This is a genomic window from Flavobacterium circumlabens, assembly GCF_004345565.1.
Taxonomy (GTDB): domain Bacteria; phylum Bacteroidota; class Bacteroidia; order Flavobacteriales; family Flavobacteriaceae; genus Flavobacterium; species Flavobacterium circumlabens.
The window spans coordinates 305,956-323,285 of record NZ_SLWA01000008.1; the positions used below are offsets into that span (position 1 = coordinate 305,956).

Sequence of the window (17,330 nt, forward strand, 5' to 3'; positions counted from 1 at the left end):
TTAGTACTTCAATTACTTAGTTTCAATATCAATCAGTCGTTTTCCGTTTTTACCTAAGTAGTGTAAAAGTAATTTTTCGTAAACTTTATAGCCATCATCAACATTCGTAAAAATAAGTAAGCCTTGTTTGGTTTTGGGTAATATAAAAACAAGAGTCTGAGCGCCTTTATCAGAACCCCCGTGAGATAAAGCATATTCCCCGTTTTCTAGATCATATTTTTCAAAACCTAATCCAAAATGTTTGCCTTTTTCTGTTTCGACCTGATTGGTCGTCATTTCATCAAAAATCTTTTTGCTCAAACCGTCGCCATTCATTACGCTGCATAAAAATGTTCCGTAATCTTCAATCGTAGTCAGTAAATCATCCGCAGCATTTGCTGTTTTATTTTTATGGGTTTCATACGCATTTCCCTTGTTGTCGTATCCGGTTGCAAATCTGGATTCATCGGTTTTTTTATCCCAGGAATACTGGGTATCTGTCATTTTAAGAGGTTCGAATATCAGTTCAGAAGCCAGTTGATTTAATGTTTTGTGAAATTTACTTTCCAGCGCTTTTCTCAAATATTCCAAACCTTCACCAGAATATTGATATTTTGTTCCGGGTTTGAATTTAAAATCCAGTTTACCCGATTCGTTCATAAATCTCCAATTCGGAAAACCTGTCTGGTGACTTAAAATAAGCCTCGTCGTCAGTAATCTGTTATTCGGGTCATTGGCGATATCAGGATCTGTCCAGTATTTGTAAACAGGTTCGTCTAAATCCCATTTTCCTGAACTGACCAGTTTTAATGCTACGATTGCTGTTATGGGCTTGGTTAATGAAGCTAAATTCCAAATCGTGTTATACGGTGCCGGAACTCCTTTTTTGAGTTCGCCATATACTTTTATTTCCTGCAGTTTTCCGTTGTTGATAACGCCGATCCCAAGTGTTGGAATATTATTTTGTTTCAGCCATTTTTCAATTTCGGGATCATTGTCAAAAATGCTTGCTTTAGTTCCGGCCGTATTTTCGCTCTGATGATCGTAACTAAAAGAACGTCTCAGTTTCCATACACCGTTTTCTAATAGCCAAACGTGGGTAAATCTTGCTGTGCTGCCAAAATGTTCTTTTGCATTCGCCAGAGATTCATTTTTGCCTGCTGATTTTTCATAAAACTGATGAATTCCGTTTTGTAAAGCGCCATACAAAACACCTTTTTTGTATAACGGGAAAACTTCGGTACTGTTTGGCACTAAGTATCTTCTGGATTGATAAGTTCCGACTGAGCCACACAAACCTTTTTTAAGATTTTTCAGGAATAAAGCTTTGTCAGAAATACTGTCTTTGTCGTGATAAAACTCAAAGTTGTCGCTTAATAGGTTTTCAAATTGTGAGATGTCGCAAGTATTGAAGCCAACATTAAACAGAAGGCTGTCTCGGGACATAATAGTCTGGTACAATGCTGAGGTTTTTTCTTCCTGGGAAAATCCAATATGGAACTGAAAAAGTAGTATTCCAATTAAAATTGCTTTTAACCGGAAAATTGATTTGTTGATTTTCATTTTGTGATTGATTGATGATTAATGATTTACAAAAATACCTCAATCGGAGTTTACAAAATTGTACAAATGCGAATATTACCTTTTTTGGGAAAGAAAATACAAACTTGAATTGAACATTTTGGGAGTTGTTTTCGTCACATCTTTAAACTTTTTTATAAAATGTGACTGGTCAAAGTATTTGTTGTAAAGGGCAACATCGGTCAGGCTTAGTTTTTCCTGGCTCATCGTGAGCATCTGGTCTACCGATTTCCTGAATTTCAGAATCTGAATGTATTTTTTGATCGTTAGTCCCGTCGCAGTTTTAAACTTAATTTGCAATAACCGCTGAGAAAGGTCTAAGATTTTTCCAATTTCCGAAACCGAAATTTCTTCATCATGATGTTTGATGATTTCACAGATTTTTTCGACCAAATTTTTATTTGGATTAGCAGTATTTAATTCTTCAAAATAGGAATTAACGATATTTAATAATAAAGAAATATCGCTGTTTAAATCAGCATCGGTTTTAGTTGAAAAGGGCAGTTCTTTTGAGTCAACTTTAATAATAGAATCAGAGAAATCACTTAAATCATAATTCGGAAACATCGAAAGTGTCCAGGCGTGTAGTTGAATGATCGTAACTTTAGTTTCAGGCTGAATATTGACTAAAACCTTATTCGTCATTTGCGAGCAGAAATAAAACCCTTCGTTCATTTCGTACTTCTTTTTACTCGTATGAACTTCTATGAAATTTCCATTAATAATCGCGAGATTGAAACAGCCATTGGGCAAAACCAGTTTGTTTTCGATTAAAGTCTGGCCCGTGCTATTATCCAGACACCAGATTTTAGTAACGAATCTTTCGCACTTTTCACTCACATAATGTTCAGAGTATAGGTTCATTTTTTTTAGGTTCAGAGTGTCAAAGGTACAAAGGTGCAGAGGTTTTTGTTCACTTGCATAAAATACCACCTAGCAAAAGGCTGACCAATAGAAAAAGATTCGTTTTTTAAAGGAATTCCGGAAAATAATTTCTTTTAGTCGCAGCCCATTCTTCAGCAATGATACTGTAGTAAACATCATCTTTGCTTTTTCCCTCAGAATCAACATAATTATTTCTAAATATTCCTTCTTTTAAGGCACCGAGTTTTTCAATCGCACTTTGAGACCTTTCATTTTCAAGATCAGCACTAAATTGTATTCTTCTGAATTGAATATTTTCAAAGCCAAAATTCAATAATTCAAACTTACAGGCTTTGTTTAAGCCCGTTCCCTGAAATTCTTTTGCGTACCAGATCCAGCCAATTTCACATTTTTGACTCGCCTGATTTAAGTAGCCGTATCTGGTGCTTCCGGCCACTTTGTTGGTGGTTTTGTCGATAATCAAAAACGGATAACAGATTCCGGCTGCTTTTTGTTTTAACGTATTTGTAGTATAATTTTCAAAATCAAGATCATTTCGGACATACATCCCCATGTATTTCCATATTTCGTCATCAAAAATGATAGCTTTGAGTTCGATGTTTCTTTCATTTTCAAAAGGAAGCAGCAGGACTTTCTCGTTTTCTAAAATAATATTTGTTTGTAATAATTCTGTTCTCATAAGTTTTTTTTGGTTGGAATTTCCTCGCAAAGACGCAAAGTCGCAAAGTTTTCAAAGCGTGCTGTCATTTCGACCGAAGGGAGAAATTGCATTAGAAACTCCTTAAAGAAAGTCAACAATCTTTGTCTAATTTCTTTTGTGATTTCTTCCTTCGGTCGAAATAGCAAAAAGCTTTGCGCCTTTGCGAGATTATTTCTTTAGCGAAAATAGTCTTTTCCAAATGGCAAATAAATCATTAAAAACGAGAATTTGTTATGAAAAACAGAGTTGCATGAGGGATTACTTCACATAATTTTATTTTAATTGGAGTTCAGTGAATTTCATTTGAAACGGCATCCTTTTGTGGCAATGCGCGGTGCTATTTTCAGCCACAAAAGATACAGTGGATAGCCCGACCCGCTTTTTTCGCCAGGTCATGCTCATATAAATCATAAATATTTCCTTTATTTTTAAGCTCTTGTAGAATTATTACTTATTTTTACGATCTTATTATTTAGATTATTTTTGATGCAAACTCCACTTAAAATTGCTGTTGTCGGTTCTGGATTGGTAGGATCACTTTTGGCAATTTATCTTAAAAAAGCAGGTCACACCGTTCATGTTTATGATCGTAGTCCCGATATCCGTCAAATAAATTTTTCGGGACGTTCCATCAATCTGGCGATGTCTAACAGAGGCTGGAAAGCGCTGGATGGTGTTGGAGTTGGTGATTCGGTTCGAGAAATCGCAATTCCCATGGACAAACGCGCCATTCATTTGGTTGATAAACTCAATTTTCAGAATTACGGTCAGGAAGGGGAATCGATTTATTCGATTTCACGAGGAACGCTGAACAGGAAGATGATCGACCTGGCAGAACAAGCCGGAGCAGAATTTTTCTTCGATCAGAAAATCTGGGATGTGACGCTGAGTGATGCAACGCTTCATATTGGCGAAACCGAAAGAGGAGAGTGGGAGGAGAAGAAATTTGATATGGTTTTTGGTGCCGATGGCGCTTTTTCCAGAATCAGACACCGAATGCAACGCCAGAGCATGTTCAATTATTCGCAGGAATTTTTGAATATGGGTTATAAAGAATTAAATATTCCGGCAAATTCAGATGCTTCACATAAATTAGATAAAAACTCTTTTCATATCTGGCCGCGCGGCGAATACATGTTAATCGCGCTTCCCAATCTTGATGGCAGTTTTACCTGTACGTTGTTTATGCCTTTTGAGGGTGAAAATTCATTCGCCTCCTTAACAGACCGCAAAATGGTAGAAGATTTCTTCGAGAAAAACTTCCCGGATTCAATAGAAGTAATTCCCGAACTGGCAGAAGATTTCTTTAAAAATCCAACCAGTACTCTGGTTACCATGAAATGTTTTCCGTGGACATACGAAGATAAAATTGCCTTAATCGGAGATGCCTGTCACGCTATTGTTCCGTTTTACGGACAAGGAATGAATGCAGGTTTTGAAGATATTACGGTTTTAAATGAAATGATTGAAAAGTACGGCGATGACTGGAAAAAAGTGTTCTCCGAATATCAGATTTCACGTAAACCCAATGCTGATGCAATTGCGGAACTTTCGTATCGTAATTTTATGGAAATGAGCACAAAAACGGCAGATGAAAAATTCTTGCTGCAAAAGAAAATCGAAAAAGCATTTTCAGATAAATACCCAGACAAATGGATTCCGTTATACAGCCGAGTAACCTTTAGCGACCGCCCCTACGCAGAAGCTTTGGCCATTGGTGATTTCCAAAACGGAATTATGGAAGAGATTTTAAAGTTGGACAATATAGAAAATATTTGGAACAGCCCGGAAATCGAAAATAAAATTCTGGAGTTGTTGCAAAAAGCGTAATGTTTTAAAACATGTAAGTTATATAAGTTCATATAAAAATCGTGCGTGTAGATTAAATGAACTTATATAACTTATATGGTTAGTTTTTTTACTTCTTGAATATTTTCGAAAGAACTCCAAAAACACCTCTGATAAAAGTAGCACTTGTAACCACTTTTAAAACAGATTTAGTAACAACACTTGCTGTACTTTGTTCTGATTTTGAAGAACTTGCCGGAGCTTGTTCTTCCTGTTCAGCAGCCTGATTGGAGCTTTGGATTTTTTTAGTCAGGATTTCATAGGCACTTTCACGATCCATTTCCTCACTGTATTTTTTTACCAATTTCGATTTGTTGTTGATGGCTTCAATTTCATCGGCAGACAAAACATCCATTCGGCTCATTGGGGCACGCATCATGGTGGCTACAAGCGGTGTTGGAATTCCTTTTTCATTCAATGCGGTTACCAGTGCTTCTCCAATTCCCAGATTGGTCAGTAATTCATCTGTTTTGTAATAGACGGAAGTAGGGTAGTTGTCTGCTGTTTTTTTAATAGCCTGTCTGTCATTGGCAGTAAAGGCTCTTAGCGCATGCTGGATTTTTAATCCCAATTGTGCCAGAACACCACTCGGAACATCCATTGGGTTTTGGGTTACGAAATAAACGCCAACTCCTTTAGAACGAATCAGTTTTACAATCGTTTCAATTTGTTCTAAAAGAGCCTTGCTGGCTTCATTAAAAATTAAATGTGCTTCATCAATAAAAATGACCAGTTCAGGCTGATCGGCATCTCCTTTTTCAGGCATTTGCTGATAAATTTCGGCCAGTAAGCTCAGCATAAAAGTAGAGAATAACTTAGGCTTATCCTGAATATCCGTTAAACGAATGATATTTACATAACCTTTTCCATTTTCATCAATTCGCATCAAATCATCAATTTCGAAAGATAATTCACCGAAAAACAAATCTCCTCCCTGTTGCTCCAATTCAATTATTTTTCTCAGAATAGTTCCGGTCGTAGCAGTTGAAATTTTGCCGTAAGAAGCCGTAATTTCATCTTTTCCTTCTTCCGTAATAAAATTGATGACTTTTTTGATGTCTTTCAAATCCAGCAAAGGCATCTGATTGTCATCGCAATATTTGAAGATTACCGATACCACGCCGGCCTGCGTATCATTCAGATCCAAAATTCGGGAAAATAATACAGGTCCGAATTCTGAAACAGTAGCACGTAAACGGACTCCGTTTTGTTTGGATAAGGACATCAGTTCAACCGGAAATGCAGCTATATTATAAGGTATATTTATTTTACTATGTCGTTCTGTAATAAAGCCTTCTTCTTTTCCTTCTTTTGCAATTCCGCTAAAATCACCTTTTATGTCCATCATTAAAACAGGAATTCCGGCATTCGATAATTGTTCTGAAAAAACCTGAATAGTTTTCGTTTTCCCGGTACCGGTTGCACCTGCTATTAATCCGTGTCTGTTTAAGGTTTTTAAAGGAATTTTGACATGCGCTTCAGCAAGTGGTTCTCCGTCAAGAATGGCGCCTCCCAGAATAATACTGTCCCCTTTTGATGAATAGCCATTGTTTATTTCCTGAATGAAATTATCTTTTTTATTCATGATTTTATTTGTAATTTAGATGATTATAAGAGTTTTGCTTTGTTTTTTAACAATTTGGCCTAGTTTTTTTTAGTAGGAAAAAGCTTTTCGCTGTTAAAAATAAAACAAAAAATAATTTCGCAACTTTTTAAGAAGATATCAACGGAATGTTTGAATATTTACTAAAACGTTGTAATTTTCCCAGAAATCATCCTGTTTTTTGTTTTATCTAAAAAACAACGGTGGCAATTTAATGAGATATTTTTTAAATTGACGTTAAATTTCCTTCAATAAAATTAAAAAAAGTTTTTTTATTTAAACTAAACGTATAAATTTGCTCCTCTACAAGTTAAATATAACTAAAAAATAAAAATTATTTAAAACTATTAAAATTAAAAAAAATGGCAAACGTTAAAGTTAAAAAAGAAAGTACTTCAAATGGAGGAGGAATGATTACTGGAATCATTATTGTTGCGTGTATTTTGGTTGGGGTCTTTATTTGGAAAGTAATCATGGGAGATGCTGCTAACTTCGAGGGAGGGAATCCTGAAACTGGACATCCAATCAATACATTAGGTCAGGTATATAAAGGAGGATTCATTGTACCAGTTTTGTTAGGTATGTTTTTAATGGTTGTTGTATTTTCAATTGAAAGATTTATCGTTATCGGAAAAGCAGCTGGAAAAGCTAATTTAGATAAATTCATGAAAAGCGTTCAGGGAAGTATTAAAGAAGGTAACATCGAAGCTGCAATCGCTTCATGTGACAAACAACAAGGTTCAGTTGCAAATGCAATTAAATCTGCTTTAATTAAATACCAGGACGTTAAAAAAGAAGGATTCAACAGTGAAGAAGCTTCAGAAGTAATCCACAAAGAAATCGAAGAGGCAACTTCATTAGAAATGCCAATGTTAGAAAAAAATATGACTATCATCTCTACTTTAGTATCATTAGGAACTTTAGGAGGATTATTAGGAACTGTATCTGGTATGATTAAAGCGTTTGGTGCGTTAGCTTCTGCTGGAACTCCAGACCAGGCTGCTCTTGCAACAGGTATTTCTGAAGCACTTATCAACACTGCAACAGGTATCTCTACTTCAATCCTTGCAATTGTATCTTACAACTTCTTTACAGCTAAAATTGATGATTTAACTTACTCTATCGATGAGGCTGGTACTACAATCGTAAACACTTACAGAAGATTCAGAGGAAGTTTGAAACAATAATTAATTTTTGATATTAATTATCAAAATAATAAAATAAAAGAGAATGGCTAAATTAAAAATGAAAAAAAAGTCAACATCGACAGATATGACTGCCATGTGTGATGTTGCGTTCCTTTTGCTTACGTTCTTTATTTTGACCGCTACAGCTAAAGTGCCGGAAGCACTTCCTGTAGATATGCCTTCTTCTGTTGCTCAAACTAAATTGCCTGATACGGATTTAGCTATTATTACAATAGGTAAAGGCGCAGATGGAAAAAGTAAAGTGTTCTTTGACATTAAAGGAAGAGAGATTCGTAAAAGAACTCTTGAAGGAATGGGAGCAAAATTAGGTGTGAATTTCTCAGAAGAAGATAAAACTAAATTTGCTTTAATGGATGACTTTGGTGTGCCATTAGCAAATTTAAAGCAAATCATCGACATGAAAGCGTCTGATAGAACTAAAGCTAATCAACCTGGAATCCCAATGGATTCTTTAAACAATCAATTAAAAGACTGGCTTTTGGTTTCAAGAAGAGCTGCGATTGATATTGATAACAAAGAATTGCAAATTGCAATAAAAGGTGATGCTAAAGAAGAATATCCACAAATCAGAAAGATCATGGATATTTTACAAGATCAGAAAATCAATTCCTTTAACTTAGTTACTGGTATGAGAGATAAAAACTTTTAATTAAAAAAGATACACTAAAATGGCTGAATTAAATACCGGCGACGGTGGTGGCGGAAAAGGTGGTAAAGTAAGAAGTAAAAAGCAGAATTCTAAGGTCGATTTAACGGCAATGGTGGATTTGGCATTCTTATTGATCACATTCTTTATGTTAACCACATCGTTGTCAAAACCTCAATCGATGGATTTGTCTCTGCCAGATAAAGATCCTAATCAGAAAGATACGAAGGATACCAAAGTAGATGAGAACCGTACGATGACTGTAATGCTGGCGGGTGATAATAAGATGGTTTATTATATGGGATTGCTTGCAACTCCTAAAGTTGGACCAAAAGATATCACTTATGGTAAAAACGGAATTCGTAAAGTTTTATTGACTCAAAAAAGAGCAGTTCTGGCTTATTCTACAGCTTTAGGAAAACCTAAAAATGGAATTATAGTTATTATTAAGCCAACTAAAAAATCAAATTACCGTAATTTGGTTGATATCTTGGATGAAATGGCTATCACCGGAGTTGAAACTTATGCTATCGTTCCTGAGTTTTCACCTGAAGAAACAAAATTGGTAGAAAAAAAATAAGAGCAATCTTGTTTTGTTGATACCCTAATACTCAAGAAAAATGAAATTAGATATAATTAAAAATCAGTGGCTTGATATCGTATTCGAAGGGCGTAATAAGATCTATGGTGCATATGAGTTAAGAAAATCGAACCGTAAGACGACTGTAAAGGCGCTTGTTATTGGTTCGCTTATTTTTAGCTTTGCTGTTGCGGCTCCTCTTATTGCAAGCTTATTACCAGATTCTGAGGAAGAGGTAGTGAATAACGATATTAAAATTGCGACAGTAAAGATTGCTCCTAAAAAAGAGGAGATTAAGCCAAATCAACCACCACCACCACCACCACCACCAAAAGTGGATCAGGTTAAATTTGTGAAACCGGTAGTTGCTAAAGCAAATGAAATTACTGAAGACCCACCAAAAATTGTGGATCTTAAGGATAAGAAAGTAGGTAACGAAACTATCAAAGGAGATCCGGATGCAGTTTTAACTGTAGATGAACCAGTTGGTAAAGGACCGGTAACTGAAATCATACAGGAAGATAATAATGTTTATAATACAGCTGGTATCGAGGTAAAACCTGATTTCCCGGGAGGTATTGAAAAATTCTACAAATTCGTAGGAAACAATTATAAAACTCCTGAAGAAGAAGGTTTAAAAGGTAAAGTATATGTTACTTTTGTAGTTGAAAAAGACGGTTCATTAACCGACATTAAAGTTTTAAGGGATATCGGTTACGGTACAGGAGCAGAAGCAATTCGTGTTCTTAAAAAATGTCCAAAATGGACTCCCGGCGAGCAAAATGGTAAAAAAGTTAGGGTACTTTACTCTCTTCCTATTACTATTCAATCTGCAGAATAATGTTAAAAGATATGCTTAATAATATTCAGAAGAAATCGCTCAAAGAGCGATTTCTTCTTGTTTTAGGAATACTGTTTTTTTTAATATATCTTGTACTGGGTTTAATGATTATGTTCTGGAAGAAACTTCCATTGGATATGGAACCCAAATATAGATATGCTTTTGGCGGATTGCTGATCGTTTATTCGGGAATTCGTTTTTTGAGATTAATTAATTCAAACGCAGAATAAGTATGTTGAAATATAGCAAAGTTGCAGGTTTGGTTGTTTTTGTTTTTTTGTTTGCCATGTGCAACCAAAAAAGTAAAAATGAAGCTGATAAAGAGACAATTTTAAAAGGGTCACTTGATATTACCGTAGATGAGACAGTAAAACCGATTATTGAAGATCAGGTAGCTGTTTTTGAGGGAACTTACTATGGTTCGAAAATTTCAATAACTCCTAAGTCTGAATCAGAATTAATAAATGATTTATTAAATCAACGTACAAAAGTTGTAGTTACTGCCAGAAATCTTACAAAAGAAGAATTGACAAGATTTAAGAAAAGTAAAATTCAGCCTAGGGTTACGCCTTTCGGAACAGATGCTATTGCTTTTATTTCAAACAAAAGTAATAATGACACATTAATTGCGTTGAAGACAGTAATCGATTTTATGCAGGGTAAAGCTGATCCCAGATTTGACGGTCTTGTATTTGATAATCCAAATTCAAGTACAGTACGTTATATGAAAGAATTGGCCAAAGTAAAAGATTTGCCGGCAAAAGGTGTTTTTTCTTTTAAAACTAACGACGAAGTGATTAAATTCGTTTCGGAGAATGATGGTATGATTGGAATTATTGGCATGAATTGGCTTTCACAACCATCGCCAAATATGGATGATGTATTAAAGAATATAAATGTTTTGAGTGTTAAAGGTCTAAATAGTGATAAGTACTATAGCCCGACTCAAAATGATCTTGCTGAATTGAAATACCCTTTGGCACGTGATTTGTATATTATAAACTGTCAGGGTTATACTGGTTTAGGAATGGGACTGGCCTCATTTATATCTGGAGACATTGGACAGCGTATTGTTCTAAAATCGGGATTGTTGCCTGTTAGAACTCCGGTTAGAAAACTTAGTATTAGAAAAGAAATTATAAAAGATAAAGAATAAATTAATTACTATAAAGATGAATAAATTTAAAATTTTTAGTCTTGCCTTAGTTGCATCAGCTTCTGTTGCAAAAGCGCAAGACATCAACGAAGCTAAAAAAGCAATTGATGCTGAACAATTTCAAAAAGCAAAATCGTTGCTGAAATCAATTATTAAAGCAAAACCATCTGACGGTGAGGCAAATTTTGTGTTGGGTAATGTATACTTAAATCAATCTGTCGTGGATTCAGCTAAAATCTATTACCTAAATGGATTAGAAGCATCTGACAAGAAAAATTTAAACTACATTGGACTAGGTCAATTAGATCTTGATAGTAAAAATGCAGCCGGAGCTCAGGCTAATTTTGCTTTAGCAACAAAAGATATTAAACGTAAGGATGTAAATGAATTTATTTACATTGGTAGAGCTTATATGAATTCAGTAAATCCTGATTATAAAAGTGCCATTACCAGCTTACAAAAAGCTTTAGCAATCGAACCTCAAAATCCTTCTGCACTTTTGGCAATCGGTGATGCTTATTATGGGGCAAGTAATCAAAATGATGCTTATAAAGCATATCGTGATGCGTTTACAGCAGATCCAAAACTTTTAAGAGCAAAAATGCAATTGGGAGTTTTATTAAAAGGAGCTAAATCATACGAAGAAGCAATTAAAGCTTTTAATGAAGTTATTGCGTTAAACCCTAATTATGGTCCTGTTTACAGAGAATTAGCTGAAACATATTACAAATGGGGAAGAAATAAAACATCTACTGCCAAAGTTAATATGCAAAATGCAATTACAAATTATGAGAAGTATTTAAGTCTTACAGATTACTCTTTAGATTCTAAAATGCGTCATGCGGATTTCTTAATCTTAGTGAAAGATTATAAAACGTTAGAAACTGTTGCAAATAAGATGATTGCTGAGGATAAAGTTAATCCAAGAATTTACAGATATTTGGGATATGCTGCTTACGAAAACGGAAATGTTGATGTAGCAATTAAATCTATTGAAGATTTTATCAAAGTACCTTCAAACAAAGTAATCGGTAGAGACTATTTGTATTTAGGTTTATCTAAAATTAAAAAAGGAACTAACGCTGAAGGTGTTGTTGATCAGGCTGCTTTTGATGCCGGTGTAGCTGATATCAAAAAAGCAATTGAACTAGAGCCTCTAGTAGTAGAAGAACTTGCTGATTTAGGAAAAGCATTATTTGGTAAAAAACAGTTTGCACAAGCTGCTACTATTTTTGAACTTGCTGTTAATAACAGTGAATCTAAAAATTATTTAGATGATAATGTTTATTATGGTATTTCACTTTATTATGCTAATGTAAATAAAGCTGCCGGTGCTGCTCCAAATGCTGAAGCATTAGCGAAGGCAGAAGCTGCTTTCGACAGAGTTTTGGTTGCTTCTCCTACTTACGATGAAGCTTACTTGTACAAAGGAAGAATCAATAACGTACTTGAAAAAGATGATTTAATTATTAAAAATTACGAAGAGTATGTAACCAGAACAACTGCTAAAGGTGCTGAAGAATTGGCAAAACCTGCAACAGTTAAGAAAATAGTGGAAGCTTACAATAGTATTGGTGCTAGTTATGCTAATACTGATAAAGCTAAAGCGGTTGAGTATTTCAATAAAAGTTTAGCTTTGGATCCTGCAAATACTTATGCTGCACAATCTGTAAAAGCTTTGAAATAGTCTGAGCTCTTATTATACTAAATAAAAAACCGATAGTTCGCTTTGAACTATCGGTTTTTTTATGTTCCGTATTTAATTGACTATCTTTGCACTTTAAAATAAAATAATGTTAGCTAAAGAAATACAATTAGAAGTGAATAAAGGCGCTATGTTGCCTTTGATGGAAGAGTTTTATACGATTCAGGGAGAAGGTTTTCATACAGGAACTGCTGCTTACTTTATAAGAATTGGAGGTTGCGATGTTGGTTGTCACTGGTGTGATGTGAAGGAAAGCTGGAATGCAGAATTACATCCGCCAACAAGTGTTGATTTGATTGTAAAAAATGCTTCGGTCTACGCAGATACTGTCGTAATTACTGGTGGAGAACCCTTAACTTGGGACATGACTTTGTTGACGCAACAATTAAAAGACAGGAATTTAAAAGTTCACATTGAAACTTCTGGTGCTTATCCGTTATCCGGAACCTGGGATTGGATTTGTCTTTCTCCTAAAAAGAATAAATTGCCAACTCAGACAGTATATGATAATGCGCATGAATTAAAAGTGATTATATACAATAAACATGATTTTATATTTGCAGAGGAACAAGCTGAATTGGTAAATGATAATGCTATTTTATTTCTTCAGCCGGAATGGAGCAAAAAAGAAGAAATGACCCCATTGATTGTAGACTATGTAATGAATCATCCAAAATGGAGAGTTTCGCTCCAAACACATAAATATTTGAATATTCCTTAAATCAGACAAAACAAAAAGCGCTTCCATGGAAGCGCTTTTTGTTTTTAGAAGTATACACAATGTGTAAAAATGAAACAATTGCTGTTTATTTCCAGTTTTTATCTTTTTTCAGAGTAGTGATATGAGCCAAATGATGATTTCCATGCCAGGCATAAGTAGCGATCATTTGTTTTATCTTAATTTCAGAATTACTTTCCGGATGTATAAAGCTTCTTTCGAGGTCTGTTTCAGATAAACTCTTTAGTAGATAAGCCAATCTCAAATGTAATCCTTCCAATAAATATAAAGTAGGTTGTATTGGCATCGCTAAATTATCTTGTAATGCAGACCATAAAACTTCATCATATGCTTTTATTACAGGATTGTTTTCAGTCAGAGCCCATTTGATTCTTATAAAACAGTTCATATGACTTTCGGCACAATGATGAATTACTTGTCTGACCGTCCATCCGCCTGGACGATACGGCGTGTCAAGTTGTTCGTCTGATAAAGAAAACGTTTCCTGTTTTAGTTTTTCCGGGAATTGTGCAATTTCCTCCATTTTTCCTGAAAGATATTCTTTTGAATAGGCTGAAGGAGCAATGAATTTCCCTATCGGATATTTTAATTTTTCTAAATCTGAATTTTCCATAAATTAAAAATCTAATATTAAATAGAAAGTCTGGCTAAATAATCATAATGTTCAGCTTCTAAAATAAGTTCACATTTTAACCCATTCGCAACAGCTGCATTTTGAAGCGTATTGTAGTCTAAGTACAGCCAATTGAAAGGTTCTTCTTTTTCTCCTTTATAAGAAATATTAAAAACAAGTTCGCCGTAATAATCGGTACTGGACGGAATCCATTTTCCACCGTCTTCATCTTCATCAAACATATAAATAATATCCGAGCTGTCTAATAGAATTTGTCCGCCTGGTTGTAATAGTGATTTTAATTTTGATAAGTATTGATTGCAATTTTCCATCTTTCCAAAAATGCCGACACCATTCATTAATAATACGATTGTATCAAATTTTTCTTCCTCAAAATCTAATAGGTTTTGAACCTTAGCATTTTTTACACCTCGAAGTTTGCAGGTCTCTATTGCTTTTTCTGAAATATCAATAGAAGTGACGTCCAGATTACGGTCGTTTTGTAATGATAAACTGTGGCTTCCGGCTCCGCAGCCTACATCTAGGATTTTTCCACTCGCCAATTGTAACGCTTTTTGCTCTATTTTTGGCATTTCATCATAAGAACGAAATAAATAATCAACACTCATTTCGTCTTCTTCAGAGATCGAAGTTTCTGTAATAATATTTTCCGGCGAATTATTGGTTTGAAAGTCGAACATTGCCTTTCCAAAAAGATCTTTCATTGTATTTTAGTTCAAAGTTTACGGTTTCAAGTTTAAAGTTGTTTAATTTTGCAAATCAACTTTAAATTTTAAACTTGAAACAAATTTTAAATAGCTTAAATAAGTTAGCCAAAGATAAGCATATCGAAAACAAAAAGTATTTTGATAAGCTTAAAAAGAAACAGCCTAAAAACTTAGACTATGTTATGCAGGAATTGCACGATAAGGAGTTTAAGAAAACAGACTGTCTGCAATGTGCGAATTGTTGTAAAACAACAGGTCCTTTGTTTACCCTGGCTGATATCGAAAGGATTTCGAAATCTTTCAGGCAAAAACCGCAGCAGTTTATCGAACAATACCTTCGCGTGGATGAAGATAAGGATTATGTGCTAAATAGTGTTCCTTGTACTTTTCTGGATAGTGAAAACTATTGTATGATTTACGAGGTACGTCCAAAAGCATGCAGAGAGTTTCCGCATACGGATCGTAAAAAGTTTCATCAGATTTCAGATCTTACTTTAAAAAATGTTGCGGTTTGTCCGGCAGCATATAATATTGTGGAGGAGATGAAGAAACGACTTCCGTTATAAATAATTTTTTTCCGGACTTAAATATAGTATAATTGTTTTTCGGAACAATTCATGTTTGCTTTTTTAAATGTATTTTTGACTCAGACGAAAGCGAAACACTAATAAAAGATAACTAAAAATTGAATCTAGAATATTTTATTGCTAAAAGACTTATTACTGCAAGAGATTTTAAAAGCAGTATTTCGGCCCCAATTATAAAAATTGCTATTTCGGCTATTGCCATTGGTATTATTATGATGTTGGTTTCGGTAGCAACAGGTATTGGTCTGCAGCAAAAAATCCGTGAAAAGGTTTCTGCGTTTAACGGTCAGATTGTTATTTCGAATTATGATAACAATAATTCCGAAGTAACCATAATTCCAATTTCTAAAAAACAGGATTTTTATCCCAATTTCAAATCCGTTCCTGAAGTGAGCCACATACAGGCAATTGCAAGTAAAGCCGGAATCATAAGAACAGAAAGTTCTTTTGAGGGGATCATTTTCAAAGGAGTTGGTTTGGATTACGATTGGAATAAGATAAAAGAATATCTGGTAGAAGGTAAATTGCCTGATTATTATAAAGGTATAAACGAGGAAGTGATCATTTCCAGATTTCTTGCTGATCGATTAGGTCTTAAAGTCGGAGATAATTTCAATACCTTTTTTATAAAAGAGGAGCAGGGCAAGATGCCAAACAGTCGTCGTTTCAAAATAACAGGAATTTTCAATTCCGGTTTTCAGAGTTTTGACGCAACTTATATAATTGGAGATATACGCCACATCCAGAGGATTAACAAATGGAATCCAGATCAGGTTGGAGCTTTCGAGGTTTTTGTAAAAGATTTTGATGAAATTAAAGAAACAGGAGATAAAATCTACGAGCAGACATCCTCAAGTCTAGATACTAAAACGATGATAGAGAAATACAGTTATATTTTTGACTGGCTTCAACTTTTTGATTTTAATATTATTGTTATTCTTGCGATCATGATCATAGTGGCTACAATTAATATGGTAGTTGCTTTATTGGTTCTTATTTTAGAGCGCACACAAATGATTGGAATATTAAAAGCATTGGGTGCAAACAACTGGGCGGTGAGAAAGATATTTCTACACAATGCATTTTATCTTATTATAAGAGGGCTTTTCTGGGGTAACCTAATCGGAATCTCATTATTGTTAGTACAACAGTATTTTGGAATCATTAAATTGAATCCTGAAAATTACTACGTCAACCAAGCACCGGTATATATTAACTGGGTATATGTAGTGCTGCTAAATTTACTAACCATCACCGTCTGTTTTCTGGTGCTGTTAATTCCGTCCTATATAATTACTAAAATATCTCCGGTGAAAGCCATTCGTTTTGATTAGTTTCTATTTCTATATATAACATACTATTTCGAATATCCACCCCGACAGGTTTTTAAAACCTGTCGGGTTTGTTTTTACGTATTACAAGAAGGGTATTGGAATTTGGAATTTAGTTATTTGGAATTTAGGTTTAAGAAACATCAAGGCTAGGGGGGTGGTTTGAAAAGAGGTATGCTATATATAAGTATTAAAGAATAAACTTTGCGCCTTTGCGTGAGCTAAGACTTTAAAGTTGGTTGTTTGGGAGGTCCTGTAACAATACAGGCATGATAACCCCCGTTTACCCCCAAAGAAAGACAAAAGAGGTTATTTGTTAAAAGAGCAGAAAAACGCTTTAGAATTGGAAGACCCGCTAAAAAGGGAGGCTGAGACAAAGTGTTCGTTAGATTAATCGCAGAGAGCTGTTGAAATTCCTTACAAAACCTAAAAAAGGTAAATTTGTAAAAACTCTGTTATCAGTGAGTTAAGAAAAAGTTTTGAAAAAGGTTGAAATTATATAAGTAAAAGTCTTGTAAATGTAAATAAAGGGACTACTTTTGCACCCGCAACAGCGACGGGCGTTCATCGAAATACTGACAGGCATTAGAATCAAAGGGA

17 protein-coding genes are annotated in these 17,330 nt (G+C 34.6%); 11 read left to right on the forward strand and 6 right to left on the reverse strand.

All coding sequences use genetic code 11. The features are described 5' to 3' along the window. Positions 1-12: 12 nt before the first annotated feature. From EV142_RS18940 to EV142_RS18950, 3 genes are all read right to left on the reverse strand, one after another. Positions 13-1,542, reverse strand: a complete 1,530-nt coding sequence (locus tag EV142_RS18940) for a serine hydrolase (protein WP_132037407.1) — start codon at positions 1,540-1,542, stop codon at positions 13-15. A gap of 75 nt (positions 1,543-1,617) precedes the next feature. After that, positions 1,618-2,424, reverse strand: a complete 807-nt coding sequence (locus EV142_RS18945) for a helix-turn-helix domain-containing protein (protein WP_132037408.1) — start codon at positions 2,422-2,424, stop codon at positions 1,618-1,620. A 106-nt stretch (positions 2,425-2,530) separates the two neighbouring features. Then, positions 2,531-3,124 (reverse strand): GNAT family N-acetyltransferase, encoded by a 594-nt coding sequence (locus tag EV142_RS18950; protein WP_132037409.1) that lies wholly within the window; start codon positions 3,122-3,124, stop codon positions 2,531-2,533. 507 nt (positions 3,125-3,631) lie between these two features. Between EV142_RS18950 and EV142_RS18955 the strand changes: the two genes are divergently transcribed. Continuing rightward, the gene (locus EV142_RS18955) at positions 3,632-4,975 is read left to right on the forward strand and encodes an FAD-dependent oxidoreductase (protein ID WP_132037410.1); all 1,344 of its coding nucleotides are present in this window, start codon (positions 3,632-3,634) and stop codon (positions 4,973-4,975) included. A gap of 88 nt (positions 4,976-5,063) precedes the next feature. Here EV142_RS18955 and EV142_RS18960 read toward each other — a convergent pair whose 3' ends face one another. Beyond that, complete coding sequence (locus EV142_RS18960) at positions 5,064-6,578, reverse strand: helicase HerA-like domain-containing protein (RefSeq protein ID WP_132037411.1); 1,515 nt, start codon at positions 6,576-6,578, stop codon at positions 5,064-5,066. Between the two features lie 380 nt (positions 6,579-6,958). On the opposite strand from EV142_RS18960, the gene EV142_RS18965 reads away from it, so the two are divergent. The 8 genes from EV142_RS18965 to EV142_RS19000 all read left to right on the forward strand — a co-directional run bounded on the left by EV142_RS18965 (position 6,959) and on the right by EV142_RS19000 (position 13,453). After that, positions 6,959-7,783: a MotA/TolQ/ExbB proton channel family protein gene (locus tag EV142_RS18965; RefSeq protein WP_056187425.1), complete on the forward strand. Its 825-nt coding sequence runs from the start codon at positions 6,959-6,961 to the stop codon at positions 7,781-7,783. A 43-nt stretch (positions 7,784-7,826) separates the two neighbouring features. Continuing rightward, a complete protein-coding gene (locus EV142_RS18970; protein WP_132037412.1) occupies positions 7,827-8,453 on the forward strand; it encodes an ExbD/TolR family protein in 627 nt (208 codons plus the stop codon). Positions 8,454-8,472: 19 nt separating this feature from the next. Beyond that, positions 8,473-9,030: an ExbD/TolR family protein gene (locus EV142_RS18975; protein ID WP_132037413.1), complete on the forward strand. Its 558-nt coding sequence runs from the start codon at positions 8,473-8,475 to the stop codon at positions 9,028-9,030. A gap of 40 nt (positions 9,031-9,070) precedes the next feature. After that, positions 9,071-9,871, forward strand: coding sequence for an energy transducer TonB (locus EV142_RS18980; RefSeq protein ID WP_132037414.1), 801 nt, complete (start codon positions 9,071-9,073; stop codon positions 9,869-9,871). Then, complete coding sequence (locus EV142_RS18985) at positions 9,871-10,101, forward strand: hypothetical protein (protein ID WP_089480182.1); 231 nt, start codon at positions 9,871-9,873, stop codon at positions 10,099-10,101. Before EV142_RS18980 ends, EV142_RS18985 begins: the two co-directional genes overlap by 1 nt. Positions 10,102-10,103: 2 nt before the next feature. Beyond that, the gene (locus tag EV142_RS18990) at positions 10,104-11,027 is read left to right on the forward strand and encodes a PstS family phosphate ABC transporter substrate-binding protein (RefSeq protein WP_132037415.1); all 924 of its coding nucleotides are present in this window, start codon (positions 10,104-10,106) and stop codon (positions 11,025-11,027) included. Positions 11,028-11,043: 16 nt separating this feature from the next. Beyond that, positions 11,044-12,714 (forward strand): tetratricopeptide repeat protein, encoded by a 1,671-nt coding sequence (locus EV142_RS18995; RefSeq protein WP_132037416.1) that lies wholly within the window; start codon positions 11,044-11,046, stop codon positions 12,712-12,714. A gap of 106 nt (positions 12,715-12,820) precedes the next feature. Beyond that, on the forward strand, positions 12,821-13,453 hold the full coding sequence (locus EV142_RS19000) for a 7-carboxy-7-deazaguanine synthase QueE (protein WP_132037417.1): 633 nt from the start codon (positions 12,821-12,823) through the stop codon (positions 13,451-13,453). Between the two features lie 85 nt (positions 13,454-13,538). On the opposite strand, the gene EV142_RS19005 is transcribed toward EV142_RS19000, so the two are convergent. Further along, positions 13,539-14,084 (reverse strand): YfiT family bacillithiol transferase, encoded by a 546-nt coding sequence (locus EV142_RS19005; protein WP_132037418.1) that lies wholly within the window; start codon positions 14,082-14,084, stop codon positions 13,539-13,541. 17 nt (positions 14,085-14,101) lie between these two features. After that, the gene (locus tag EV142_RS19010; protein ID WP_132037419.1) at positions 14,102-14,809 is read right to left on the reverse strand and encodes a class I SAM-dependent methyltransferase; all 708 of its coding nucleotides are present in this window, start codon (positions 14,807-14,809) and stop codon (positions 14,102-14,104) included. Positions 14,810-14,883: 74 nt separating this feature from the next. On the opposite strand from EV142_RS19010, the gene EV142_RS19015 reads away from it, so the two are divergent. Together EV142_RS19015 and EV142_RS19020 are read left to right on the forward strand one after the other, a co-directional pair. Further along, a complete protein-coding gene (locus tag EV142_RS19015; RefSeq protein ID WP_132037420.1) occupies positions 14,884-15,378 on the forward strand; it encodes a YkgJ family cysteine cluster protein in 495 nt (164 codons plus the stop codon). A 119-nt stretch (positions 15,379-15,497) separates the two neighbouring features. Continuing rightward, positions 15,498-16,733, forward strand: coding sequence for an ABC transporter permease (locus tag EV142_RS19020; RefSeq protein ID WP_132037421.1), 1,236 nt, complete (start codon positions 15,498-15,500; stop codon positions 16,731-16,733). The last annotated feature ends 597 nt before the right edge of the window (positions 16,734-17,330 follow it).